The following is a 22749-nucleotide window of genomic DNA, read 5'->3' on the forward strand; positions in this document are numbered from 1 at the left end:
ACTACCGCCGGCTGAACGGGCACCACCGGCACTGGGATCACGACCACCGCCACGATCGCGATGGACGCGACCGGCGGGAGGCCGACGAGCGCTACTTCAACGAGCGCTGGCGCCGCTACCACGAAGGACGCGACCCCGAGCTGCGATACAGCCACGAGCGGCCTCCGCACGGCATCACTGCAATGTCGCGCCAGGCCTTCGCCGAGGCCCGCCCCGTTCAGGCCCACCGACTGCACCTGGATGCCGCCGAGGCGCGTAGCGTGACGCTCCTGGGTGGCGCCAGCCGCCTGCCCCGGGCACGCTCCATGGCAGTAGGGAACCGCCCGTTTCCGCCGCGCGCGGCGGAAACGGGCCACTTCGCCCGACCCGTGGTGATGCATCGCGACGTTGAGCGACAAGCCGGAGATCGGGTGTTCCGGGCGGGCATGCCGCAGGCGCGCCCGGCGGCGATACCCGCCGAACGCCGGATCGCCTCGCCGGCCGATGCATCAATGTCGCCAGCGGCACGCATCGCGCGCGACCGGATCGATGCGCCAGCGGCACGCCCCGAAAGCAGGCGGGAACTCCGCCCGAGCATGCTGCCCTCGGTACCCCGGTTCGTGCAGGAGCCCGTGGCGCCACGTCAGGAGCCGGTGACCCGCCGGGAGCCCGCGGCGCAGAACCGGCCACAGGCGCGCGCGCTACCGACCCTTCCGCGCTTCGAACAGGTACGCCCAGCGATGATCGGAGCACGCCGTGGGCCCGAGGCGGAGCCTCGCGTGGTGCAGGCGCCGAGCGCACGCCCCGCGAGTCTGCCCGCGCCGCCGCCGATGCGGCTGGAGCCCCGTCGCGCCACCATGAGCGAGGCGGCACCTGCCCCCCGCCGATTCGAGCCGGTACCGCGCGCCTACACTCCCCCACGTCAAGCCGCACCGGCGCCTCGCCCGACGCCAAGCCCGCATGCCGCGCAGCAGAACCGGCCGTCACCACCTGCGCATCGGGAGCGCGAGAACCCGGGCGCGGAACGCTTCAAGCACCGCTGAGACCACACACGGGAGCGGACGGCGATACAATCGACGATTCGACGAACCATCGGCCCGCCAACCGGCGGGCCGATCAGCGCGCCGGCCGCAGCGGCCGCCCGACCCGGATCATCCATGAGCGACGACTCCCACCACGACGACGCCCCGGCGGACGCCGAGCACGAGACGCATCTGCGCCGCATCCGCAGCTTCGTGCTCCGCGAGGGCCGCATGACCCCGGCCCAGCAGCGCGCTTTCGACGCGCACTGGTCACGCTTCGGCCTGGACTACCGCGGCGAACCGCGCGACTTCGCCGCCGCGTTCGGGCGGCAGGCCCCGCGGGTGCTGGAAATCGGCTTCGGCAATGGTGAGGCGCTGGCCTGGGCCAGCGAACACGATGCGGAACGGGACTTCATCGGCGTGGAAGTGCATGGTCCGGGTGTCGGCCGGCTGATGAATGCCCTGGCTGCGCGCGACGCGCGGAACGTGCGCATCTACAAGCACGACGCGGTCGAGGTGCTGGAGCACGAGGTGGCCCCCGGCACGCTTTCCGAGGTGCGCATCTGGTTCCCCGACCCCTGGCACAAGAAGCGCCACAACAAGCGGCGCATCGTGCAACCGGCCTTCGTGGCCCTGCTCGCTTCGCGCATGGCACCCGGTGGCCTGCTGCACCTGGCCACCGACTGGGAGCCCTACGCCGAACACATGCTCGAGGTGATGGAGGCAGCGCCCGACTGGCGCAACGCAGTCGCCCCCGGCAGCTATGCCGAGAAACCCGACTGGCGCATCGAGACCCACTTCGAGCGCCGCGGCCTCAAGCTCGGCCATGGCGTCCGGGATCTGCTCTACCGCCGCTGCTGAAGACGGCTTCGACGAAAGGATTCACCAGCCGTCATGCATGCCCGCATATACTGCGCACCAAGAGAGGGACGGGGCGCCGCGTGAGGCTTACTTCGCACCACCGCACGCAGACGTGCGGCCTGGCCCCGTGTGCTGACGGCGTGCGACCCCCAACCCGGCGAGACCTCACCCCTTGGGCCTGACCCTCACTCCCGAAATGATCCTGGTGCTGGCCCTGGTGGCCTTCACCATGATCATGCTGGTGCTGGAGTGGATCCGCGCCGACATGGTGGCGCTGCTGGTGGTGGTGGTGATCGGCCTGACCGGGCTGATTCCCTCCGACCGCGTGTTCAACGGCTTCGCCGGCAACGCGGTGATCGCCATCATCGCGATCATGATCATGGGCGCCGGGCTGGACCGCGCCGGCGTGCTTTCGCTCACCGCCAACTTCGTGATGCGCATGGCGCGGGGCATGGAGTCGCGGCTGGGCGTGGTGATCAACTCGGTCACCAGCCTGTTCAGCGCGGTGATCCCCAGCCAGGCGCTGGCCGCGCTGATGATCCCGGTGATCAGCCGGCTGTCCGCGCGCACCGGCGTACCGATCTCGCGGCTGCTGCTGCCAATGGCGTTCTGCATCCTCACCGCCACCAACACCACGCTGATCGCCAACTCGCCGCTGATCATCCTCAACGACCTGATCGCCAGCGCCAACAACAACCTGCCGCCGGGTGCACACACCATCCCGAAGTTCGGCCTGTTCAGCGTGACCCCGATCGGCCTGGCGCTGGCCGTGCTGGGCGTGACGTTCTTCTATTTCTTCACCCGCAGGCTGCTGCCCGAGCGTGAAGACGACCGGCTGAAGGTCACTCCCGGCCGCACCGAGAGCTACTTCGCCGACACCTACGGCATCGTCGGCGACACTGCCGAGCTCACCGTCACCGCCGAGAGCCCGCTGGTCGGCATGAGCATCGGCGAGGTGGAGCAGCTGCGCGAGGCGCCACTGATCCTGGCGATCAAGAGCGGCAACGACTCGCGCATGGCGCCACCGGTGGACCAGGTGATCTGGGTCGGCTCGGTGCTCGGCGTGCTCGGACCGCGGGAGCAACTGGCGCAGTTCGCCAACAACCAGCTTTGCCGGCTGTCCCCGCGCATGCGCCAGCTTGGCGAGCTGTTCAACCCGACCCGCGCGGGCATTTCCGAGGCGGTGATCCCGCCGAGCTCGCGCTTCATCAAGCAGACCATCGGCGCGCTGCGCCTGCGCAAGCGCTACGGCATCTCGGTGCTGGCGGTGCACCGCGGCGACCAGGTGCTGCGCGACGATGTGCGCGGCATCAGCCTGCGCCCCGGCGACACCCTGGTGCTGCACTCGAGCTGGCGCGAACTGGCCCAAGCCACCGAGGACAAGGACCTCGTGGTGGTCACCGACATCCCGAAGGAGGAACAGCGCCCCGGCAAGATCTGGCACGCGGTGGGCTTCTTCCTGCTGGCCAAGGGCCTGGCGCTGTTCACCAACCTCGACCTGTCGGTGGCGATGATGACCGGCGCGATCGGCATGCTGCTGACCGGCGTGCTGAACATGGACGAGGCGTACAAGGCGATCAACTGGAAGACGATCTTCGTCACCGCCTGCCTGATTCCGCTGGGCTGGTCGATGGACGCCACCGGCACCGCCGCCTGGCTGGCGCAGGAGGTGCTGGTCTATCTCGGCCACGCCGCGCCGTGGATCCTGCAGCTGGCGCTGGCCATCCTCACCCTGCTGTTCTCGCAGGTGATGTCCAACGTGGGCGCCACGGTGATGATGGTGCCGATCGCGATCAGCGTCGCCGTGGCCACCGGCGGCAACCCGTCGGCCTATGCGCTGATCGTCGCGGTCTCCTCGTCCAACACTTTCCTGATCAGCTCGGGCCACCCGGCGCTGATGATGGTCGCCGGTCCCGGTGGCTACCGCGGCAAGGACTTCCTGCGTGTGGGCGTGCCGCTGACCCTGGCGGTGCTGCTGGTGACCATGGTGATGATCAACCTGATGTTCCATTGAGCCCGGCGGCGGCTCAGCCGGCGTCGAGGAAAACCTCCCCCGCCTCCACCCGCACCGGCACCCGCCGCAGCCCCTGCCCGCGGCATGGCCCGCCGATGCATGCCCCGCTGGCCGCCATGAAGCTGGCTCCGTGCGCGGCGCACACCAGCGCCCCCTTGCTCAGCAGGAATTTGCCGGGCGCCCAGTCCAGCCGGCGGCCGGCGTGCGGGCAGATATTGAGGTACGCATGCACCGCTTCGCCGAAGCGCAGCACGATGAGATTCTCCTTGCCCTCCGGCAGCACGGCATCCACCGCGATGGCCTCCCCGTCGGGAATGTCCCCGGTGCGGCAAATCGCGCGGGCGCTCTCGTTTCTATCCATCGGCACTTGTGTCACGTTCGCGGAGGCCTCATCGTTGCACGCGTAAGTCATTGATTTTACCACACGGATTTTTAACACATGCGTTTCGTCCTGCCCGCTTCGCGTCGCGCCCGCCATCCGCTTGCCCGCGCCCTCTCGGTGCTGCTGGGTCTGGCCGTGATCGGCGTGCTGATGGTATTCGGCCTGGTCGTGGCCGGTGTGCTGCTGGTCGGCGGCCTGGTGCTGCTGGCGGTCCGTCAGTGGAAACTGGGCTCCTCGCGCCCGGCCGCTGCCGGTTCGCGCGCATCGCACGACGCGCAGACCATCGAGGGTGAATTCGTGGTGCTGCGCGACAACCGCAACACCGCCCACTCGCACTGACGCTACGCGCAAGATCCGGATGGCGCCGGCACAAAGTGCAGCGCTAGCCTGAGCGCATCCTCCCACGGATGCCGCCATGCCCACGACCCGCACCGACGTTGCGCTCGAAGCCGTCCGCGCACGGATCGAGCAGTCCGATGAACTGCCCACCCTGGCCACTCTGGCCACGCAGGCCGGACTCAGTCCGACCCATCTGCAACGCGCCTTCCGTCGCCGTTTCGGCGTGAGCCCGGCCGAATATCATCGGGCACGACGCTTCGACCAGCTGCGCCGTTCGCTGCGCGAGGGTCAGCCGGTGAGCGACGCCGTCTACGCGGCCGGGTTCGGTTCCGGCAGCCGGGTCTATGAGCACAGCGACCGCCTGCTCGGCATGACCCCGGCCAGCTATCGCTCCGGCGGCGCCGGAGCGCACATCCGCTACACCATCACCCACACTCCGCTGGGTCCGATGCTGGTCGCCGCCACCACCCGCGGACTGTGTTCGGTCACGCTGGACAACGACGAGGCCGCCCTGGAAACCCGGCTGACGCGCGAATTCCCCCACGCCACCCGCGAACGGGTGGAGGCCGGTCGCGAGGAATGGCTCGACGCGGTGATCGCCCATGTCGCGCACAAGCTGGGCTGGAGTGCAGTCGATGCCGCGCAACTGCCGCCGCTGGACGTCGCGGCGACCGCATTTCAATGGCGCGTCTGGCAGGCCCTCACGCGGATCCCGGCCGGGAGTACGGTGAGTTACGGCGAACTGGCCGCGGGGCTCGGCATGCCGCGCGCGGCGCGGGCCGTCGGCAACGCCTGCGGTAGCAACCGGCTGGCACTGGTGGTGCCCTGCCATCGCGTGGTCCGCGAGGACGGTTCGCCGGGCGGCTGGCGCTGGGGGGTGGAGCGCAAGCGGCAGTTGCTGGAACGCGAGCGCGCCGTCACCGGTCAGGAAAATGTCGGCGAGCGGCCTCGTTCCGCATCGCGCTCTCGTCGATAATCGCGCGTCCCTTCCCGAGCCCGCCCCGACATGTCCGACATCGCCGCGACCCGCGGTCACGCCGACGAACGCGTGCTGATCCCGCTCGCTCTGTTCGCGCTCTACGTGATCTGGGGCTCCACCTACCTCGCCATCCGCTTCGCGCTGGCAAGCTATCCGCCCTTCCTGCTGGCGGGCGTGCGCTTCCTGGGCGCGGGCCTCGCGCTCTACGGCTTTCTGCGCCTGCGCGGCGTCGCCGCGCCGAGCCGCCGGCAGTGGCGCAATGCCGCCGTCACCGGCGTGCTGCTGCTCGGTTTCGGCAACGGACTGGTGTGCTTTGCCGAGCAGCGGGTGAGTTCGGGCATCGCTGCCGTGGCGGTGGCGAGCATGCCCCTGTTCGCCGCCCTGTTCGCCGGACTCTATGGCCAGTGGTCGACCCGCCGCGAGACAGTCGGATTGCTGGTGGGTTTCGCCGGCGTGATCGTGCTCAACCTTGGCAGCGGGCTGTCCGGCTCGCGTCTGGGTGCGCTGGCGTTGATCGCTGCAGCGATGTGCTGGGCCTTCGGCTCGGCATGGAGCAAGCGGCAGGACATGCCTACCGGCCCGATGAATACCGCCGCACAGATGCTGTGCGCCAGCCTCGCCCTGCTCGCGGTCGGCTTCGGCGGTGGCGAACGGCTGCCGTCCCATCCCACCTGGCATGCCACCGCGGCGCTGATCTACCTGGCGGTGTTCGGTTCGATCATCGCCTTCAGCGCCTACCTCTACGTGCTGCGCCATGCCCGCCCGGCGTTGGCCACCAGCTACGCCTACGTCAATCCGCCGGTCGCCGTGCTGTTCGGCGTGCTGCTCGCGGGCGAGCACGTCGGCCCGTTCGACCTGGCCGGCATGGCGGTGATCCTGCTCGGCGTCGCGGTGATCACCCTGTCGCGGCAGCGGCGATGACATTTCGCCATTGGCGGCAGCGGGCAGGCAGCCTCCGGAGGCGCCGAGGGACGGGGCGGGAAAGCGGGCGACGCACCGCGGGCCCGCAATCCCCTTCACTCCATGCCTCGCTCCCGCCCTAGAGTTCCCGCAATGCCGTGCTCACCGGCAGACGCGCGGCGCGTACGGCAGGAAACAGGCCTCCGACCAGGCCGATCGCCAGCGCCCATTTGATGCCGGTCCACAGCAGCTGCGGCGACACCTTGAACTGGAACACCACCTGGCTGAAGTTCGAACCCAGGGTCGATGCGGTGTAGCCGTTGAAGATCACCCAGGTGACGAAGCCGCCCAACAGGCCGCCGAGCAGGGCGAGCAGCATCGTTTCCAGCAGCACGGAGACCACCACCGGTACGCCACGGAAACCGATCGCGCGCAGCGTGGCGATCTCCCGTGCGCGCGCAGCGACGGCGGCGAACATGGTGTTGAGCGCGCCGAAGATCGCACCGATCGCCATGATCACGCCGACCGTGATGCCGACCACGCGGATCACCTTGGTCAATCCCTCCGACTGCTTGGCGTAGTAGTCGCGGGTGGTGCTCACGTCCACCTTCAGGCGCGGATCGCCGACCAGCGCCGACTTGAAGGTGTCGAACGCCTCCGGCGAGGTCAGCCGCACGGTGACCGACTGTGCGCTCGAGCCGCGACGGTAGGTCGAGGCGACGGTCTGGCGATCGCCCCACAGCTCCGAATCGTGTGAGTCGCCGGAGGCGAATTCGCCGACCACGGTCCAGTTCTGCCCGGCCAGACGGATCTGCTTGCCCACCTGAAGTCCGGCGAACTGGCGCAGCGCTCCCTGCCCCACCACCAGCTCGCGCAGGCCCGGCTTGAAGCGCCGGCCGGCGAGGATCTTCACGTTCGGCCGCAGCGTCCAGGCCGCGTCGTCGACGCCGCGGATCTGCACGTTGGCATCGACGGTGCGGTCGCTCTTCTTCGGCAGGTTGGCGACCACCGAGATTTCGGCCGAGGCCACCGGCTTGCCGTCGGCCGACTTGGCCACGCCCGGTGCCTGCTCGATCACGTCGATGTTGTCGCGTTCCAGCACCGAATTGAGCTCGGCGGCCGAGCCGCCGCGCAGCACGATGGCGGTATCGTCGCTGCCGGTCTGCGCCAGGGTGGCGGCGAAGCCGTCGCCCATCGCCAGCATCGCCACCAGTACGCCGACCACGCCGGCGATGCCGATCACGATCACCGACGAAGCGCCGAGGCGCTGGCCCAGTGTGCTGATGCCCACGCGGGTCACCGAGAGTGTCTGCCGGCCGCGCCGGAACAGCACCAGCCACAGGACAAGCAACACCGCGAGCACGCCTACCGCCATCACCGGCAGGCGGGTCCAGACGACCAACGCGACCGCCAGCAGCAACAGCAGGCCGAGGTTGCCGAGGAAAGACAGGAATTTCTTCATGGTGCGGATCTCCTCAGCGGCCCGCGAGGGCATCGACGATGTTCAGGCGCATCGCGCGCAGTGCCGGCAGCGCGCCGACCACCAACCCGATCAGCACCATCAGGCCCAGGCCCAGCGCCCAGCTGCCCGCACCGACCGGCGGCAGGTTGACCATGCCGCCACTGCCCTTGCTCACCCCGGGCGCCAGCACCGAGGCGATGCCCAGGCCGATGATGCCGCCGAACACCAGCAGCAGGACCGACTCGGCCAGCACCATGCCCAGCACGCCCCGGCTGGAGAAGCCGATGGTTTTCAGCACCGCCAGTTCCGAGGTGCGTTCGCGCACCGCCTGCGCCATCGTGTTGCCGGTCAGCAGCAGCAGGGTGAAGAACACCGCGCCCATGATCGCCGTGACGATCAGCCCGATGTCGCCCAGCTGCTTGGCGAACGAGGCGCTGAACGCCTGCTCGGTCTGCGACTTGGTCTCGTGGTCGGAGTTCGCCGAAATCGCGTCGATCGCCTTGGCCACGCGGTCGGCATCGTCGGGACTGGCAAGACGGTCGATGTACCAGCCCACCTCGTGGCGGGCATACAGGTTCGCTTCGTCGAAGTATTTCCAGTGCAGCAGGAACAGCTGGTCCATGCCGTTGGCCGCGCCCTTGCCCAGGCTGTAGATGCCGACGATGTCGAACTGCCAGGTCTTGTCGCCGTTCTTCTGCGGAAAGATGGTCGACTGCAGCGGGATCTTGTCGCCGACCTTCCAGCCGTACTTCTTCGCCAGCAGCGGACCGATCACCACGCCGGTGCGCGTGTCGTCGAATGCCTTGCGTTGTTCGGGCGGCAGCTGGATTTCCGGATAGACGTCCAGGTAGTTCGGGCTGACCGCGTAGCTGAAGACGAAGTTCTTCGGATCCTGGTAGATGCCGCCGAACCAGTTGGCATACGCCACGTCGCGCACACCCGGCACGGCGGCGATGCGGGCCTGCAGTGCCTGCGGCAACGACTGGATGATCGAGTAGCGCGAGGAGGTGATCAGCCGATCCACGCCGGCGATGCTCTTGCTGCCGCTGTCGAACGTGGTGCGCACCGCATCGAGCATGCCGAACAGCAGGAACGCGGTGATGATCGACACCAGGGTCAGGAAGGTGCGGGTCTTGCGCCGGAACAGCGCCGCCCAGACCAGATGGAAGTATTTCATCGCCGCCTCCTTCAGGCCGCGGCCGATTCGACCAGCGCGCCCTTGTCCAGGTGCAGGGTGTGGTTGGCGTACTCGGCGGCCTTGGGATCGTGGGTGACCATCACGATGGTCTTGCCGTGTTCGCGGTTGAGCGTGCGCAGCAGGCCGAGCACCTCCTCGGCGGACTGGCGGTCGAGATCGCCCGTGGGCTCGTCGCAGACCAGCAGGGTCGGGTCGGAGACGATCGCGCGGGCGATCGCCACGCGCTGCTGCTGGCCACCGGAAAGTTCGCTCGGCTTGTGCGAGGCGCGATCGGCCAGGCCCACCAGCTGGAGCGCGATGGAGGCGTTCTTACGCCGCTGCGCCGCGGAGAGCCTGGTCAGCAGCAGCGGCAGCTCCACGTTCTTCTGTGCGCTGAGCATCGGCATCAGGTTGTAGAACTGGAACACGAAGCCGACGTGGGCGGCGCGCCATTTCGCCAGCGCGCCGGCGCCGAGCTGGTCGATCCGCTGGCCGCCGACGGCGATGCTGCCGGCACTGGGCGTATCCAGTCCGCCGATCAGGTTGAGCAGGGTGGTCTTGCCCGAGCCGGACGGTCCCATCAGGGCGAGAAAGTCGCCCTCGGCAATGTCCAGGTCGATGTGGTGAAGCACTTCCACCTTCTGCTTGCCGCGCTCGTAGACCTTGGCGAGGTCGCGGATTTCGATCAATGCGCTCATCTGGGTTCTCCCGGCAATCCTTAGGTGTCTGTCCGATACGGCCGGCGTGGCCGCGTGCACGACGGTCGACGCGCAACTCAGTGCGCGTCCGTCGCCTTCTCTACCTTCGTCCCGTCATCGAGCGAGGCCGGTGGTGCGACCACCACGCGGTCGCCCGCCGCCACGCCCACCGGCACGCGCACCATGTCGCTGCCGGCCGGTTGCGGATCCACCCGGTGCATCGCCGCGCGACCGCCGCTGACCACAAACACCACGCGGCGATGGTCGCGTTCGACTACCGCCGACGCAGGCAGCAGCACACCCTGGAGCGCCTGCGCGGCCGGCGCGGCTTTCTTCTCCAGGAACGAGACGCGTACGCCCATGTCCGGGACGATGCGCGCATCTTTCTTCTCCAGCGCCACGCGCACCTTCACCGTGGCCTTGCCGCGGTCGGCCGCCGGCACGATCGCGATCACGTGGGCCGGGATGGTCCAGTCCGGATAGGCGTCGAGCACCGCTTCGGCCGGCATCTCCGGCTTGACCCGGCCGATGTAGGCCTCGTTGACGTCGACGTCCACCTCCAGCGAGTCCATGTCGACGATCGTGCCCACACCGGTGCGGGTAAAGCCGCCGCCGGCCGACAGCGGCGAAACGATCTCACCGACCTGCGCGGCCTTCTCGGTGATCACGCCGTCGAACGGTGCGCGCACCACGGTGTAGTCGAAGTTCACCTGCGCCTGCTTCGCCTGCGCATCGGCGGCATCGGCGGCGAGGCGCTGCGCGGCGAGCTGCGCGCGGTAGCTGTCGACCGCGGTCCTCGCCTGCTCGGCGGCCTGCTTCGACACCAGCCCGCGCGCGACCAGGGCGTCCTGGCGAGCCGCGTCGGCCCGTGCCTGACGCAGCTGCGCCTCGATCTGCCCGGCCTGGGCATGCGCGGCCCGGGCATTGGCGCGAGCGGCATCGAGGCTGGCGCGGTAGGCGCTGTCTTCCAGCCGCGCCAGCACCTGGCCCTTGTGGACGTGGTCGCCCTCTTCGATCAGCACCTCGGTCAGCGTGCCGGTGATCTGCGCCGATACCGTGGCCTGGCGGCGCGCGGTGACGTAGCCGGTCGCCTGCAGCACGGCGCCGGACGCCTCCGCGGCCGAGGGCGCGACAGCGGTGGCCAGCTTCACCTGCAATGGCCGCTGGTGCCACCAGAACAGGCCGCCGGCCACGGCCAGCAGGAGCAGTACGGCAAGCGCAATCCAGACCAGCCGACCGCCCGGGCCGGAGGGCTCCAGGTCCTTTGCCGCGCGGTCGATCTTCAGCTGGTTGAGCAGTTCGGTGTGATCCACGAGTGTCCCCTGCCCGGCGGTCGCCGGTGCCTTGCGTTGAGCAGTGTGCTCGGGGCCGGCGGCGCCCGGCAGCGGCCGGCATCAGGCATCGGGCGTGACAGCTGTCACTGCCCCGTGCAACGCCTGCTAACCTTCCGCGCCATGAACTACGTCATCCCGCCCTCCCCGGTTCCCAGCCTCCCCGTCGCCGGCAGCAACGCGCGCTTCCCGGTGCGGCGCATCTTCTGCATCGGACGCAATTACGCCGAGCACGCGCGTGAAATGGGCGCGACGGTGGAGAAAGATGCGCCGCTGTTCTTCTGCAAGCCAGCCGACGCGCTGGTGACCGACGGCGCCGACGTACCTTTCCCGCAGGCGACGTCGGACCTGCACCACGAAGTGGAGATGGTGGTGGCGCTCGGCGATGGCGGCCGCGATCTGTCGCCGGAGCAGGCCGCCTCGCGGATCTGGGGTTATGGCGTCGGGCTGGACCTGACCCGCCGCGACCTGCAGGCCGCGGCCAAGGCCAAGAGCCACCCGTGGGACGTCGCCAAGGCCTTCGACCACTCCGCACCGGTGTCCGCGCTGATGCCGGCAGACGTCGCGACCGTCGCGCCAGGCACCGTGCTCCGGCTCGATGTGAACGGCACCCTGCGCCAGCACGCCACGCTGGGCGAGATGGTGCACGGCGTCCCCGAGATCCTCGCTGCGCTGTCGAGACTGTTCGAGCTGAAGGCCGGCGACCTGGTGTTCACCGGCACCCCGTCCGGCGTCGCCGCACTGCAGCGCGGCGACCGGTTCCGCGCCGAGCTGACCGGTGTGGCGGTGCTCGAGGGGCGGATCGTCTGACGGACGTGGCCGCTGTCCCCGGCCTCACCGCTGGGCTAGAGTCGCACGGTCATCCATACACCCTCGGGAGGGGACGCCAATGGGCATGCTGAAGGAGTTCAAGGAATTCGCCATGCGCGGCAACGTGATCGACCTCGCCGTCGGCGTGGTGATCGGCGGCGCGTTCGGCAAGATCGTCACCTCGCTGGTGAACGACGTGATCATGCCGCCGATCGGCCTGCTCACCGGCGGCGTGGACTTCTCCGACCTGAAGCTCGTGCTCAAGGCGGCCGACAACTCCGACCCCGCGCACAAGGTCGCCGAAGTGGCGATCAACTACGGCACCTTCGTCAACACGCTGATCCAGTTCCTGATCGTCGCCTTCGCGATCTTCATGGTGGTCAAGGCGATCAACCGCCTCAGCCGCAAGCAGGAGGAAGCCGCTCCGCCCGCCGCGCCGCCGGCCGACGTGGTGCTGCTGACCGAGATCCGCGACCTGCTCAAGGATCGCCCACAGGGCTGATCCGCCCGGGCGGCCGGCCCGCCCGGCCGCCCATGACTTCCGGCCTAAGCCGCGCCGCGCATTGTCGCGATAATCGGGGTTTGCCCCCGGAGATCGCCCGATGCGCCGCACCCTGCTCACCCCGATCGCCGCCGGCCTCGTGCTGGCCTGCGCCACCGCCAGCGCGGCCAATGCACCCACCGTGATTCCCGCACAGGCCGTGAAGACGGCCGAGCAACTGCGCGACACCGCGATGCACGACGACACCGCCTACCGCATCGTCGAAGGCCTGACCACCGAGATCGGCCCGCGCCTGGCCGGCGGCCCGAACGACCAGCGCGCCCGCGACTGGGTGGTGGCGAAGATGAAGGCGCTGGGCTTCGACAAGGTCTGGACCGAGCCGGTGAGCTTCCCGCTGTGGGAGCGCCGCAGCGAGAGCGGGGCCATCGTCGCGCCCTTCCCGCAGAAGCTGGTGCTGACCGCGCTGGGCTATTCCCCGGCAACACCGAAGGGCGGACTCACCGCGCAGGTGGTCGCGTTTCCGACCCTGGCGGCACTGAAGGCCGCCGACCCGGCCACGATCAAGGGGCGCATCGTCTATGTCGGCGCGCGCATGACCCGACAGAAAGACGGCCACGACTACGCCATCGGTTCGGGCGTGCGCGTGGGCGGCCCGGTGATCGCCCAGGCCAAGGGGGCGGCCGGCTTCCTGCTGCGTTCGGCCGGCACCGACCCGCACAGCCGTGCGCCGCACACCGGCGTCACCGGCTTCACCGACCCGGCCAAGGCGATTCCCGCCGCGGCGCTGGCCGAACCGGATGCCGACCAGCTCGAGCGCGTGCTCGCCTACGGCAAGCCGGTGACGGTGACGATGGACCTGGACTGCGGCCTGGCCGGCACCTACACCGGCGCCAACGTGATCGGCGAGATCACCGGCCGCAAGCACCCCGAGCAGATCGTCGACATCGGCGGCCACCTGGACTCCTGGGACCCGGGCACCGGCGCGATCGACGACGGCGCCGGCGTGGCGATCGCAATGGGTGCGGCCAAGCTGATCCACGACCTGCCGCAGCGGCCGGACCGCACCATCCGGGTAATCGCCTTCGCCAACGAGGAGATGGGGCTGTTTGGCGGTCGCGCCTACGCCGAGAAGCACGCCGCCGAGGTCGCCAGGCATGTGCTCGGCACCGAGTCGGACTTCGGCGCGGGCCGCATCTGGCGGATGAGCGCCAGCGTCAAGCCGGAAGCGCGTGGCGCGATCGGTCAGATCGCCAGGGTGCTGGCGCCGATCGGCGTGGCCTACGACCCGGACAAGCCCGGCGGCGGCGGCTCGGATCTCTCGCAGATGCACGCCAGGGGCATGGCCGCGCTGTCGCTGACCCAGGACGGCACCTACTACTTCGACTGGCACCACACGTCGGAGGACACGCTGGACAAGATCGACCCGCAGGACCTGGCCCAGAACGTGGCGGTCTACGCGGCCTACGCTTACATGGCGGCGCAGGCCCGGGGCGATTTCGGCTCGGCGCCGGGCGCCTTCGCCCACGACGGCGCGGGGGAGTAACCGGAACCCACGGCGACGCCGGGCTCAACGCACCGCGTGCAGCCCGGCGTCGACCAGCACCCTGGGGAAGCAGAAGCGCTTCGTGCGCATGGCGATCGCCATCGGTACCAGCACCTCCCGCTCCACCCCGCCCGCGGCGGCGCAGTCCGCTCCTTCGGGCAGATCGAAATGGATGATGCGCTGGGTGTACTGCGGACAGACGTCCCCGCAAGGGAACTCGGCCACCACGGGGACGCCGTGGTAGCGGCCCAGCGGTACGGTGGTGTGCATCAGGGTGGCCTTGTCCCAGGGCTGTTTCGCATAGGCCAGCAGGGCCGCGTCGTCGAGCGTGCCTGGCGTCGCTGCCCGGCTGGTGCAGGCACCGGCGACCAGGGTCAGCAGCACGACCGCCATGAGCTGTTTCGCGTGATGGTTCCGCATCCCCGCCTCCCGTTTCGCAAAGCAGAAGCTTAAGCCGCCGGCATGTGAAGGCGCCGCGGCGGTACCGACCCGGCGGGCACGGTTCGGCCGATGGCCCGCTACTCCTCCCCGTCGCCGATCGGCAACGGGTCGTCTCCCTCGCCTGCCGCCTGGTCCAGCGCCTGCAGGTTGTCCTTGATGCGGGTGATCACGCCCAGCGCCTGGGCCAGTTCCTCGTAGCTGATGCCCACGGTGGCATCCCGCCGCAGACCACGACCGATCTGCTCCATGTCGCCGATCACGCTCTTCGCCTGCTCGGTGGGGTACAGCCGCCACGCGCGACGATCGCGCGGATCCGGGCGACGCTCGACGAAGCCGGCCGCCTGCAGGCGATCGATCACCCGCCCGACGGCAATCGGCTCCATTTCCAGGTACTCGGCCAGTTCGGTCTGGCGCAGCCCCTCGCGGTAGTGGAGCATCTTGGTGGCGCGCCACTGCGCGCGGGTCAGGCCAAACCGCACGGCACGACGGTCGAAGTGCTTGCGGAACAGCAGCGTGACGTCGTTGAGCAGGTAGCCGAACGGTAGATCTTCGGTTTTCGTCATGTTTGCCGTGCACTCCGGATCAACCATCATGGGGAAGCATACGTGCCCCATCTTGGACAGACCATGACCCTGAGCAAGATCGTCGCCGATATCACCACCCTGGCCGTGGACGCCATCGTCAACGCGGCCAACCCCGGCCTGCTCGGCGGCGGCGGGGTCGACGGGGCGATCCACCGTGCGGCGGGTCCGGCGCTGCTCGCCGCCTGCCGGGCGCTGCCCGAGGTGCTGCCGGGCGTGCGCTGCCCGACCGGCGAGGCGGTGATCACCCCGGGCTTCGCCTTGCCCGCCCGCCACGTGATCCACACCGTTGGCCCGGTCTGGCTCGGCGGCCACGACGGCGAGCCCGAGCTGCTGGAGCTGTGCTACCAGCGCTCGCTGCAACTGGCCCACGCCCGCGGCCTGCGCACCGTGGCGTTCCCGGCGATCAGCTGCGGGGTGTATGGCTATCCGGCCGAAGCCGCAGCGGCGGTAGCCGTGCGCAGCGTGCGCTCCGTGCTGACCCGTCACCCGGACATGCAGGTCACGCTGTGCGCGCGCGACACGGCGATGGGCGAGGTGTTCGCCCGCGCGCTCAGCGGAGCTTGAACGGGTACAGCGGCGGCAGCGGTTCGTCGACAGGTTTACCTGCGCCTGCATCGCGCCAGGCGAAGCCGTGGACGAAAGCCGCCTCCAGTGCCGCGGGGGAAGGACTGGCCACCGCACCGGCGTAGCGGGCGCGCTCGAGCGCCGCGATCACGGCACGCTGCTCCTGCGAGTCCAGCGCGGCCGCCACGGCTTCCAGATGCCGCAAGCCCGGGCGCTCGCCCTGGGCCCAGGCCAGCAGCGCATGTGCCTGGGTCTCGCTGTCACCGTTCCGCGCAGCGCGCAGGAAGGCTTCGCGGCGGTCCTTCGGGGGCGCCGGCGCATCCGGCTCGCCACGCACCGAGCTCACCGGGCGCGGGGAGCGCCGCCGGCGCAGCAGCAGCGTGATGAGGGTGAGCAACCACAGCGTCCCCAGCGCAAGGGCAATCCACATCCACGGCGAACGGGTGGTCCGCGCCGTTCCGGAGTCCGTCGCAGGCGCTGCCGGCGTCTTCCCGGCGCCGACGGTCGCCGCAGGCGTCGACGCCGCGGGCGCGGGACCGCCGGCCGACGCCGTCGTCCCGGTCGCCGGCAACACCCGGATGCTGTGGGCGGGAATGGTGGCCGTCTCCGGCTGGCCGGTGACCACGTTCCACCACTTCACCGTGATCGCCGGGAGGGTCAGCGTGCCCGCACGACCGGGCACGATCGCAAAACGGTGCTCGCGATGCCCGATGATCCATCCGCCGTCCACCCGGTTGCCGGTCACCGGCTTGTCCGGATACGCCGTGGCACCGTCCAGCGTGGGCAGGGTCAGGGACGGCAGCGCCTCGAACGACAGCCCGGTGGCATCGATGCGCAGGGTGAGATTGAACGGCTGCCCCACGCGCACCGGCGTGCCGGGACCGGGCAGGCCGTCCACGCCGAGGGTGAGCTGGCGCGCCGGCAGCCACGCCGACTGCCCCCAGCTGGCCGGTGCCGCCTGCACCCGCAGCGTGAGCGCATTGCTCTGTGTCTGCACCGGCGATCCCATGCCGAGGAAGCTGTTCGGATCGTTCGGGTCGAGCAGGTCGCCCTGGAACACGATCGGCGCCATGGTCAGCTCGCCGGCCTTCTGCGGCACCACCGCATACCGCCGCTCGATCACGTTGTAGGTGCGACCGTTGCGCTGCGCCTGGTAGTCGGTGTCGTTGCCCAGCCGATTGACGTCGGCACCGTCGATGGCCGGGTCGGACAGCGACGCGTTGGCCAGGTTGCTGGTGTAGTAGAGCTTCACGCTCAGCGCCACCTGCTGGCCCACGTACGGGTGCGGCGGATCGAAGCGCGCCTCGACGAACACCGGGCCGTGCACGTCGGCATCGGCCGCGCTGGGCGCGGTGACTTCGAGGGTCAGCGGCTGGGTCTGTTCGTTGCCGATCGTCAGCGCCGGAATCTGCAGCGTGCCCTCGTGCAGGGGACGCAAGGCGACGCCGTAGGAGTAGTCGACGGTGCTCTTGCCATTGACGAAGCTGCGGGTGGTCCCGCTGGACTGGCCAAGTACCTGGAAGTCCTGGTTGAGCGCGGACAGGTCGGGAGCGCTGATCGGCGCGGTATCCGAATGCAGGTTGAGCGTGACCGTCTCGCCGAGATGCGCGGTGCTGCGGTCCAGCGTGGCTCGCACCGCGGCCTGCGCCAGCATCGGCATCAGCGAGAGCAGCAGGACTGCGACAAGGGGGCGCCATGGACGGATCACGGTTGTTCATCCTCCCCGGTGGCGCCGCCGTGGCGCTGCCGGTATTCCAGTTCGAACTTGCGGCGCAGCAGCGCACCGGGATCGTCGGGCACGCGCTGCAGTGCCTGCCGCACCTCGGCGGGCAGGCGCGAGGACGGATCGTCCTGGTCCGGCATGCCGAGCTGGTGCGGCTGGTCCGGCTCGCCCTTGGCCCGCTTGCCTTTCAACGCCTGGTCCATCTGCTTCTGCAAGGCCTTGCGCGCCGCCTCGGCGCGCGCCTGCTCGGCCGCGCGTTGCTCGGGCGTCTGCGGCTTGGCCTGACCGTCGTTCTTGCCTTGTCCCGACGACTGCTGCTGGCCCTGCTGGCCCTGCTGGCCCTGCTGTGGCTTTGAGGCGTCACCCGGCTTGCCTTGCTGCTGGCCCTTCTGGCCCTGCTGTGACTGGCCCTTCGACTGACCCTGCTGATCCTGCGGCTGGCCGTCCTTGCCCTGGTGATCCTTGTCGTCCTGCGCTCCGTTGTCGCCCTTCGGCGGCGGCTGGCGCTTCAGCCAGTCCTGCACGGCCTGGCGATTGGCACTCGCATCGGCATTGTGCGGGTTGGTCGCCAGCGCGCGATCGTAGGCAGCGATGGCCTCCTTGTACTTTCCCTGCTTGGCCAGCGCATTTCCGAGGTTGTACTGCGCGTCGCTGCCGGACAGCCCGTCGAGGCTGCGGGCCGCCGCCGCGTAGTCGCCACTGCGGTAATCCGCCGCCGCGCGCAGCGCCGGGTCCTGTGCCAGCCGCTTGGCCGCCAGCGCGTCGCCTTGCCTGAGCGCGCGGGCCGCCTGCTGGTCGGGACGCAGCCACAGGTCGCGCCAGCCATCGGCGTGCGCCGGCGCCGGCACAGCCAGGAGGCAGGCCAACGGCAGCATCAGCAGCCAGCCGCGCCGAAAGCCCAGGGCGACGATCACCAGCAAGGGCAGCAACAGCCAGGGTCCGCGGTCCAGCCACTGCTCGCTGCGCGCGTCGCCCGCGGCGAGTTGTGCGCTCTGCGGCAGTTCGGCATGCAACGCCTGGACGTCGCGCTGGTCGTCGGTGGCCGGCTGATACACGCCGCCGCCTGCACGCGCCACTGCGGCGAGCGCGGCATCGTCGCGCCGCGCCATCTCCAGGTTGCCCTGTGCATCGCGCAGGAAACCACCGCCGTCGAGCGGCACCGGCCCACCAGTTGACGTGCCGATGCCCAGTACCGACACACGCACACCCTGCGCGAGCGCCTGGCGCGCCGCGCCGGCCGCACCGGCATCGACGCGGTCGGTGACCAACACCACCGACCCGCCCCCGGCCTTGGCCTGCTGGATCAGCTTGACGCCCTGCTCGATCGCCTGGGTCGCGTTGTCGCCTTCGGTCGGCATGGTGTCCGGCGCGAGCGCATCGAGCAGCTCGTCGAGGCTGGACGCATCGGAAGTGAGCGGCGCCACCACGAACGCCTCGCCCGACCAGGCGACCAGCGCATTCTGTCCATCGCGGTTGCTGCGCAGCAGGTCGCGCACCTTGAACTTGGCGCGGTCCAGCCGACTGGGAGCGATATCGCGTGCGAGCATGCGCGGCGACAGGTTCAGTGCGATCACCTGGGCTGCCCGATCGGCATACAGGGTCTGCGGCCGACGGCTCCAGGTCGGGCCGGCGAAGGCGAGCGTCGCCAGCAACCATCCCGCGGCAAGCAGGCCGGTGGCGGCGCGGCGCCCCACCGGCTGGCCAGCGAGCAGATGCGGCAGCAGCGCCGGGTCGACCAAGCGCGACAGCGCCCGTTCGCCGGCGTCGGCACGCACCAGCCACCAGGTCGCCAGCGGCAAGCCGAGCAGCGCAAGCAGCCACAGCGGGCGCAGGAAATGGAATGCGTGCAACGCCTGGATCATGCCGGCGTCTCCCCGTCGAGGACGCGCCAGCGCGGCCAGGTCGCGAGCCCCAGCAACAGAAGCGCCAGGCCGAGCGGCCAGCGGAACAGCTCGTGCCGGGGACGCAGGGTGGGCGCACGCTGCGGCATCGGCTCCAGCGCATCGATGGTGCGATACGCATCGGCCAGCTGGCGGCTGTCGGTGGCGCGGAAGAAGCGGCCACCGGTCTGTTCGGCGATCGAGGTGAGCATGCCGACGTCGAGATCAGCCGACGGATTGATCACGCGGCTGCCGAAGAAATCCGGCACGGTCATGCGGTCGGCACCGATACCGATGGTGTAGATGCGCACGCCGGCCGCCTTCGCCGCCTTCGCCGCCTCGATCGGCGTGATGCTACCGGCGTTGTTCACGCCGTCGGTCAGCAGCACCAGGACCCGCGCCTGCTCCGGCAAGGCCGCCAGACGCTTCACTGCCACGGCAATCGCATCGCCGATCGCCGTCTCGGTGCCGGCCAGGCCCACGGCTGCGCCCTGCAGCTGGGCGCGTACTGCCGACAGATCGTAGGTCAACGGCGTGACCAGAAAAGCGCGGCTGCCGAACAGCACCAGTCCCATCTCGTCGCCGCTGCGGCGGGCAATGAAGTCGCTGGCAATCGCCTCCACCGCGCCGAAGCGACTCACCGGCCGACCGGCGAGCTGCATGTCGTCGGTGCGCATGCTGCCGGACAGGTCCACCGCAAGCATCATCGCCCGACCGCTGCGCTGCTGCGCCTGTGGCGGTCCGACCCACTGCGGGCGCATCGCGGCGCCGACCAGGCACAGCCACGCCAGTGCGAGCATCCAGGGCCGCGCGCCGCCCGCCTTCACCGGCACCGCGACGGCGAGCGCGATGCCCTGGTGCGGCAGGTGGAGGGCCCGTCCCGGTGCCGTGGGTCGCAGCCAGCGGCGCACGAGCCACGGCAGCGGCAGAGCGATGGCCAGCCAGGGCCAGGCGAACTCGGGCCACATCATCGACGCGCCCTCCGGTTCGCACCGCTGCGTCGGGTCTGATCAGCGAACGCACCAAGCCAGGCTCGAACGGCGTCGGCCAGGGCATCGCGTTCGATGGCCTGGGCGGGTCGGTAGATCAGGGTATCCAGATCGGTGAGGCGGTCGATTACGGCTGCATCGACCGGCACCCGCTCGAGCATTTCCCGCCAGGCCTCGCCGCGAAGCGTGCCACCGCCTCCATCCAGTCTCCGCGCCGCGCGGCGCAGCAGCGCATGCAGCGCCGCCGCAGCCTCCTGCGGACGACCTTCGGTCCCGGACAGGGCGTCGTCCACCAGAGCGAGCAACGCCGCGCGTGCTCGCAGATGCCGCTGACGCGAAATCCAGCGCCAGACCGCCCAGGCGAGCAGCAACGACGCCAACGCAGCCAGCACCCACCAGCCCGGTGCTGGCGGCCACCATGACGGCGGCGGCGGCAGATGGATGTCGCGAAGCTCCGGACCAGACGGCGCGGATGCAGCGGAAGCGGCGGATGCGGGCAGTGGCAGGCTCATCGGCCACTCCGGGCGCCCAGCAGCGCAGCGACGGCATCGAACGGATCGGCCGTCGTGTCCACGGTGCGACAAGCCACGCCCGTGGCGCGACACAACGCAGCCAGCCTTGCATGCCCCGCCCCGAGCAGGCCCGGCAGCCAATGACGTTGCCGCTCGCCATGAATGTGCAGTTGCGCGCGCACGCCCCCGTGCTCAAACGGATAGTCGCCTTCCGGCGTGGGCGCCACCTCGAGGGGGTCGACCACCGCCAGCACACCCAGGCGGGCGCGCCGGGACAACTCCACCAGGGCGCGTCGAGCAGTCTCGTCGCAACAGGCGCCATCGGTGATCAACAGCACGCGACTGGCTCCGTGGACCGTCCGCATGGCCCGTTGCAGCGCGGCCGACAGCGGTTCCTCGTCGGCATCGGCCGACCGTCCGCCCCAGGCGGCGAGCGCGCCGCAGACCGCGAGCGCACCGCGTGCGCCGGCGCGCGGCGCCAACAATTCATCGCGCGTGCCAAAGCCCATCAGTCCGACACGTTCGGCTCCCTTCACGGCGGCCCATGCAGCCCATGCCGCGGCGCGCGCCGCCTGCACCGACTTGAACCGCGTGCGCGTGCCGAATCGCATGGATGCGTGAGTGTCGAGCAGGATCAGAAGTCGCCCCTCGCGCTCCTCCTGGAACAGCTTGGTGTGGAGCTTGCCGCTGCGTGCAGTGAGCCGCCAGTCCAGTCGCCGCACGTCATCCCCACGCTGGTAGACGCGAGACTCGGCATAATCCATCCCGCGGCCGTAGAGTCGGCTCGACTGCTGACCCGCGCGTGAGGCACGGCTGACATGGACCGGCAGAGTCATCCTTCCCACGCGCGCACGCAGCGCCAACAGCTCCGACAGCGCCACCTGGGTGACGCCATCGGCCGGGTGTGACGGCAGCACGGCGCTCACGGCAATGGCACGAGATCCAGCAGGCGATCGATCACCTGATCGGGCCGCACGCCCTCGGCTTCGGCTTCGTAACTCAGCAGCACGCGATGGCGCAGCACCTCATGCGCCACGGCATGGACATCTTCGGGCAACACGTAGTCACGACCGTTCAGCCACGCATGCGCGCGGGCGCAACGATCGAGCGCAATGGTCGCGCGGGGACTGCCGCCCCAGGCGATCCAGCGATCGAGCTCCGCCCCGTAGCGTCCGGCATCGCGCGTGGCGAGCACGAGTTGCGTGATGTATTCCTCCAGTGCGGGGGCCATGTGCACCTCCAGCACCTCTTCACGCGCAGCCATCACGTCGGCAGGAGTCAATCGCGCGGCAGGAGCGGTCTGCTGGCCGTGCGCCGCACGACTGGCCTGCCCGCGCGCCAGGCGCAGGATCGCCAACTCGGCGGCAGCATCCGGGTAACCGATGGTGACATGCATGACGAAGCGGTCGAGCTGGGCCTCCGGCAGGGCGAAAGTACCCTCCTGTTCGATCGGGTTCTGCGTCGCCATCACCAGGAACAGCTCGGGCAGGCGCCAGGTACTGCGACCGACCGTGATCTGCCGTTCCGCCATCGCCTCGAGCAACGCCGACTGCACCTTGGCCGGCGCGCGGTTGATCTCGTCGGCCAGCACGATGTTGTGGAACAGCGGACCACGCTCGAATTCGAAGTTTCCGGACTGCGGGCGGAACACGTCGGTGCCGGTCAGGTCGGCGGGCAACAGATCGGGGGTGAACTGCACGCGATGGAAATCGGCATCGATGCACGAAGCCAGCGCCTTCACCGCCGTGGTCTTGGCCAGGCCGGGCGCCCCTTCCACCAGCAGATGGCCGTCGGCCAGCAGGGCGATCAGCAGGCAATCGATCAGTCGTGGCTGCCCGATGATGGAACGCTGCAATCCCTCCCTCAGGAGGGAAAAGGACTGCTGCAGGGCGGTGGCTGGCTGGGCTGGCGCGAGATCGGTCATCCGGAAGGCTTCCATGGGAGACGCGGCGTAGGACAGCGTCCGATCATGGAAGTTTAGCCAGCGCGGCGATATAGCCCGGTGGTCATGCGAAGCGACCCAATGAAAAAGGGCGGCCTTTCGGCCGCCCTTTCAC

23 protein-coding genes are annotated in these 22749 nt (G+C 69.8%); 10 read left to right on the forward strand and 13 right to left on the reverse strand.

What is annotated here, in order from left to right; translation table 11 throughout:
• The 3 genes from C693_RS23845 to C693_RS0116660 form a co-directional block, all read left to right on the forward strand.
• Nucleotides 1-1022: hypothetical protein (locus C693_RS23845; protein ID WP_430536812.1), on the forward strand; the 1022-nt coding region annotated here is incomplete at its 5' end.
• A 114-nt stretch (nt 1023-1136) separates the two neighbouring features.
• Nucleotides 1137-1862, forward strand: a complete 726-nt coding sequence (gene trmB, locus C693_RS0116655; RefSeq protein ID WP_017463417.1) for a tRNA (guanosine(46)-N7)-methyltransferase TrmB — start codon at nt 1137-1139, stop codon at nt 1860-1862.
• A 196-nt stretch (nt 1863-2058) separates the two neighbouring features.
• Nucleotides 2059-3876 (forward strand): SLC13 family permease, encoded by a 1818-nt coding sequence (locus C693_RS0116660; protein WP_017463418.1) that lies wholly within the window; start codon nt 2059-2061, stop codon nt 3874-3876.
• A 13-nt stretch (nt 3877-3889) separates the two neighbouring features.
• Here C693_RS0116660 and C693_RS0116665 read toward each other — a convergent pair whose 3' ends face one another.
• Nucleotides 3890-4288 (reverse strand): Rieske (2Fe-2S) protein, encoded by a 399-nt coding sequence (locus C693_RS0116665; protein WP_017463419.1) that lies wholly within the window; start codon nt 4286-4288, stop codon nt 3890-3892.
• A gap of 27 nt (nt 4289-4315) precedes the next feature.
• Here C693_RS0116665 and C693_RS0116670 point away from each other — a divergent pair, with 27 nt between their 5' ends.
• The 3 genes from C693_RS0116670 to yedA all read left to right on the forward strand — a co-directional run bounded on the left by C693_RS0116670 (nt 4316) and on the right by yedA (nt 6497).
• Entirely contained in the window at nt 4316-4597 is a 282-nt protein-coding gene (locus tag C693_RS0116670) for a hypothetical protein (protein WP_017463420.1), read from the forward strand.
• Nucleotides 4598-4673: 76 nt separating this feature from the next.
• Nucleotides 4674-5573, forward strand: coding sequence for a methylated-DNA--[protein]-cysteine S-methyltransferase (locus tag C693_RS22030; protein WP_017463421.1), 900 nt, complete (start codon nt 4674-4676; stop codon nt 5571-5573).
• Between the two features lie 30 nt (nt 5574-5603).
• Complete coding sequence (yedA, locus tag C693_RS0116680) at nt 5604-6497, forward strand: drug/metabolite exporter YedA (protein WP_017463422.1); 894 nt, start codon at nt 5604-5606, stop codon at nt 6495-6497.
• A 118-nt stretch (nt 6498-6615) separates the two neighbouring features.
• On the opposite strand, the gene C693_RS0116685 is transcribed toward yedA, so the two are convergent.
• The 4 genes from C693_RS0116685 to C693_RS0116700 form a co-directional block, all read right to left on the reverse strand.
• Complete coding sequence (locus C693_RS0116685; protein WP_026107501.1) at nt 6616-7938, reverse strand: ABC transporter permease; 1323 nt, start codon at nt 7936-7938, stop codon at nt 6616-6618.
• A gap of 13 nt (nt 7939-7951) precedes the next feature.
• On the reverse strand, nt 7952-9115 hold the full coding sequence (locus C693_RS0116690) for an ABC transporter permease (RefSeq protein WP_017463424.1): 1164 nt from the start codon (nt 9113-9115) through the stop codon (nt 7952-7954).
• A gap of 11 nt (nt 9116-9126) precedes the next feature.
• Complete coding sequence (locus C693_RS0116695; RefSeq protein WP_017463425.1) at nt 9127-9813, reverse strand: ABC transporter ATP-binding protein; 687 nt, start codon at nt 9811-9813, stop codon at nt 9127-9129.
• Nucleotides 9814-9890: 77 nt separating this feature from the next.
• Complete coding sequence (locus tag C693_RS0116700; RefSeq protein ID WP_017463426.1) at nt 9891-11126, reverse strand: efflux RND transporter periplasmic adaptor subunit; 1236 nt, start codon at nt 11124-11126, stop codon at nt 9891-9893.
• Nucleotides 11127-11267: 141 nt separating this feature from the next.
• Between C693_RS0116700 and C693_RS0116705 the strand changes: the two genes are divergently transcribed.
• From C693_RS0116705 to C693_RS0116715, 3 genes are all read left to right on the forward strand, one after another.
• Nucleotides 11268-11954: a fumarylacetoacetate hydrolase family protein gene (locus tag C693_RS0116705; RefSeq protein WP_017463427.1), complete on the forward strand. Its 687-nt coding sequence runs from the start codon at nt 11268-11270 to the stop codon at nt 11952-11954.
• Nucleotides 11955-12033: 79 nt separating this feature from the next.
• The gene (gene mscL / locus C693_RS0116710) at nt 12034-12456 is read left to right on the forward strand and encodes a large-conductance mechanosensitive channel protein MscL (protein ID WP_017463428.1); all 423 of its coding nucleotides are present in this window, start codon (nt 12034-12036) and stop codon (nt 12454-12456) included.
• A gap of 100 nt (nt 12457-12556) precedes the next feature.
• Nucleotides 12557-13999, forward strand: a complete 1443-nt coding sequence (locus tag C693_RS0116715; protein ID WP_017463429.1) for a M20/M25/M40 family metallo-hydrolase — start codon at nt 12557-12559, stop codon at nt 13997-13999.
• Nucleotides 14000-14023: 24 nt separating this feature from the next.
• Here the strand turns inward: C693_RS0116715 and C693_RS0116720 are convergent, their stop codons facing one another.
• Nucleotides 14024-14419: a hypothetical protein gene (locus tag C693_RS0116720; RefSeq protein WP_017463430.1), complete on the reverse strand. Its 396-nt coding sequence runs from the start codon at nt 14417-14419 to the stop codon at nt 14024-14026.
• A gap of 98 nt (nt 14420-14517) precedes the next feature.
• Nucleotides 14518-15003, reverse strand: coding sequence for a MarR family winged helix-turn-helix transcriptional regulator (locus C693_RS0116725; protein ID WP_017463431.1), 486 nt, complete (start codon nt 15001-15003; stop codon nt 14518-14520).
• 63 nt (nt 15004-15066) lie between these two features.
• Here C693_RS0116725 and C693_RS0116730 point away from each other — a divergent pair, with 63 nt between their 5' ends.
• Nucleotides 15067-15588 carry an O-acetyl-ADP-ribose deacetylase gene (locus tag C693_RS0116730; protein WP_017463432.1) on the forward strand — a complete coding sequence of 174 codons (522 nt, stop codon included), beginning with the start codon at nt 15067-15069 and terminating at the stop codon, nt 15586-15588.
• Here C693_RS0116730 and C693_RS0116735 read toward each other — a convergent pair.
• The 6 genes from C693_RS0116735 to C693_RS0116760 are packed head-to-tail and all read right to left on the reverse strand — an operon-like array spanning nt 15575 to nt 22616.
• Complete coding sequence (locus C693_RS0116735; RefSeq protein ID WP_017463433.1) at nt 15575-17296, reverse strand: BatD family protein; 1722 nt, start codon at nt 17294-17296, stop codon at nt 15575-15577. The genes C693_RS0116730 and C693_RS0116735 overlap by 14 nt on opposite strands.
• On the reverse strand, nt 17293-19173 hold the full coding sequence (locus C693_RS0116740) for a VWA domain-containing protein (RefSeq protein WP_017463434.1): 1881 nt from the start codon (nt 19171-19173) through the stop codon (nt 17293-17295). The genes C693_RS0116735 and C693_RS0116740 overlap by 4 nt, the downstream gene beginning before the upstream one ends.
• Nucleotides 19170-20162 (reverse strand): VWA domain-containing protein, encoded by a 993-nt coding sequence (locus C693_RS0116745; protein WP_017463435.1) that lies wholly within the window; start codon nt 20160-20162, stop codon nt 19170-19172. Before C693_RS0116745 ends, C693_RS0116740 begins: the two co-directional genes overlap by 4 nt.
• Complete coding sequence (locus C693_RS22740) at nt 20159-20692, reverse strand: DUF4381 family protein (protein ID WP_017463436.1); 534 nt, start codon at nt 20690-20692, stop codon at nt 20159-20161. The genes C693_RS0116745 and C693_RS22740 overlap by 4 nt, the downstream gene beginning before the upstream one ends.
• Nucleotides 20689-21618, reverse strand: a complete 930-nt coding sequence (locus C693_RS0116755; RefSeq protein ID WP_017463437.1) for a DUF58 domain-containing protein — start codon at nt 21616-21618, stop codon at nt 20689-20691. The genes C693_RS22740 and C693_RS0116755 overlap by 4 nt, the downstream gene beginning before the upstream one ends.
• Nucleotides 21615-22616, reverse strand: coding sequence for an AAA family ATPase (locus tag C693_RS0116760; RefSeq protein ID WP_017463438.1), 1002 nt, complete (start codon nt 22614-22616; stop codon nt 21615-21617). Before C693_RS0116760 ends, C693_RS0116755 begins: the two co-directional genes overlap by 4 nt.
• Nucleotides 22617-22749 lie beyond the last annotated feature (133 nt).

The organism is Dyella ginsengisoli LA-4 (assembly GCF_000334915.1).
GTDB lineage: Bacteria > Pseudomonadota > Gammaproteobacteria > Xanthomonadales > Rhodanobacteraceae > Dyella_A > Dyella_A ginsengisoli_A.

Excerpts from the sequence above, each read along its gene's own strand:
- C693_RS0116660 (WP_017463418.1), top strand. The coding sequence starts at position 2,059 with ATGATCCTGGTGCTGGCCCTGGTGGCCTTCACCATGATCATGCTGGTG.
- C693_RS0116745 (WP_017463435.1), bottom strand. The coding sequence starts at position 20,162 with ATGATGTGGCCCGAGTTCGCCTGGCCCTGGCTGGCCATCGCTCTGCCG.
- C693_RS0116740 (WP_017463434.1), bottom strand. The coding sequence starts at position 19,173 with ATGATCCAGGCGTTGCACGCATTCCATTTCCTGCGCCCGCTGTGGCTG.
- C693_RS0116720 (WP_017463430.1), bottom strand. The coding sequence starts at position 14,419 with ATGCGGAACCATCACGCGAAACAGCTCATGGCGGTCGTGCTGCTGACC.
- C693_RS0116725 (WP_017463431.1), bottom strand. The coding sequence starts at position 15,003 with ATGACGAAAACCGAAGATCTACCGTTCGGCTACCTGCTCAACGACGTC.
- C693_RS0116705 (WP_017463427.1), top strand. The coding sequence starts at position 11,268 with ATGAACTACGTCATCCCGCCCTCCCCGGTTCCCAGCCTCCCCGTCGCC.
- C693_RS0116665 (WP_017463419.1), bottom strand. The coding sequence starts at position 4,288 with ATGACTTACGCGTGCAACGATGAGGCCTCCGCGAACGTGACACAAGTG.
- C693_RS0116715 (WP_017463429.1), top strand. The coding sequence starts at position 12,557 with ATGCGCCGCACCCTGCTCACCCCGATCGCCGCCGGCCTCGTGCTGGCC.
- C693_RS0116670 (WP_017463420.1), top strand. The coding sequence starts at position 4,316 with ATGCGTTTCGTCCTGCCCGCTTCGCGTCGCGCCCGCCATCCGCTTGCC.
- yedA (WP_017463422.1), top strand. The coding sequence starts at position 5,604 with ATGTCCGACATCGCCGCGACCCGCGGTCACGCCGACGAACGCGTGCTG.
- mscL (WP_017463428.1), top strand. The coding sequence starts at position 12,034 with ATGGGCATGCTGAAGGAGTTCAAGGAATTCGCCATGCGCGGCAACGTG.
- C693_RS0116760 (WP_017463438.1), bottom strand. The coding sequence starts at position 22,616 with ATGACCGATCTCGCGCCAGCCCAGCCAGCCACCGCCCTGCAGCAGTCC.
- C693_RS0116695 (WP_017463425.1), bottom strand. The coding sequence starts at position 9,813 with ATGAGCGCATTGATCGAAATCCGCGACCTCGCCAAGGTCTACGAGCGC.
- C693_RS0116690 (WP_017463424.1), bottom strand. The coding sequence starts at position 9,115 with ATGAAATACTTCCATCTGGTCTGGGCGGCGCTGTTCCGGCGCAAGACC.
- C693_RS0116730 (WP_017463432.1), top strand. The coding sequence starts at position 15,067 with ATGACCCTGAGCAAGATCGTCGCCGATATCACCACCCTGGCCGTGGAC.
- trmB (WP_017463417.1), top strand. The coding sequence starts at position 1,137 with ATGAGCGACGACTCCCACCACGACGACGCCCCGGCGGACGCCGAGCAC.
- C693_RS22740 (WP_017463436.1), bottom strand. The coding sequence starts at position 20,692 with ATGAGCCTGCCACTGCCCGCATCCGCCGCTTCCGCTGCATCCGCGCCG.
- C693_RS22030 (WP_017463421.1), top strand. The coding sequence starts at position 4,674 with ATGCCCACGACCCGCACCGACGTTGCGCTCGAAGCCGTCCGCGCACGG.
- C693_RS0116685 (WP_026107501.1), bottom strand. The coding sequence starts at position 7,938 with ATGAAGAAATTCCTGTCTTTCCTCGGCAACCTCGGCCTGCTGTTGCTG.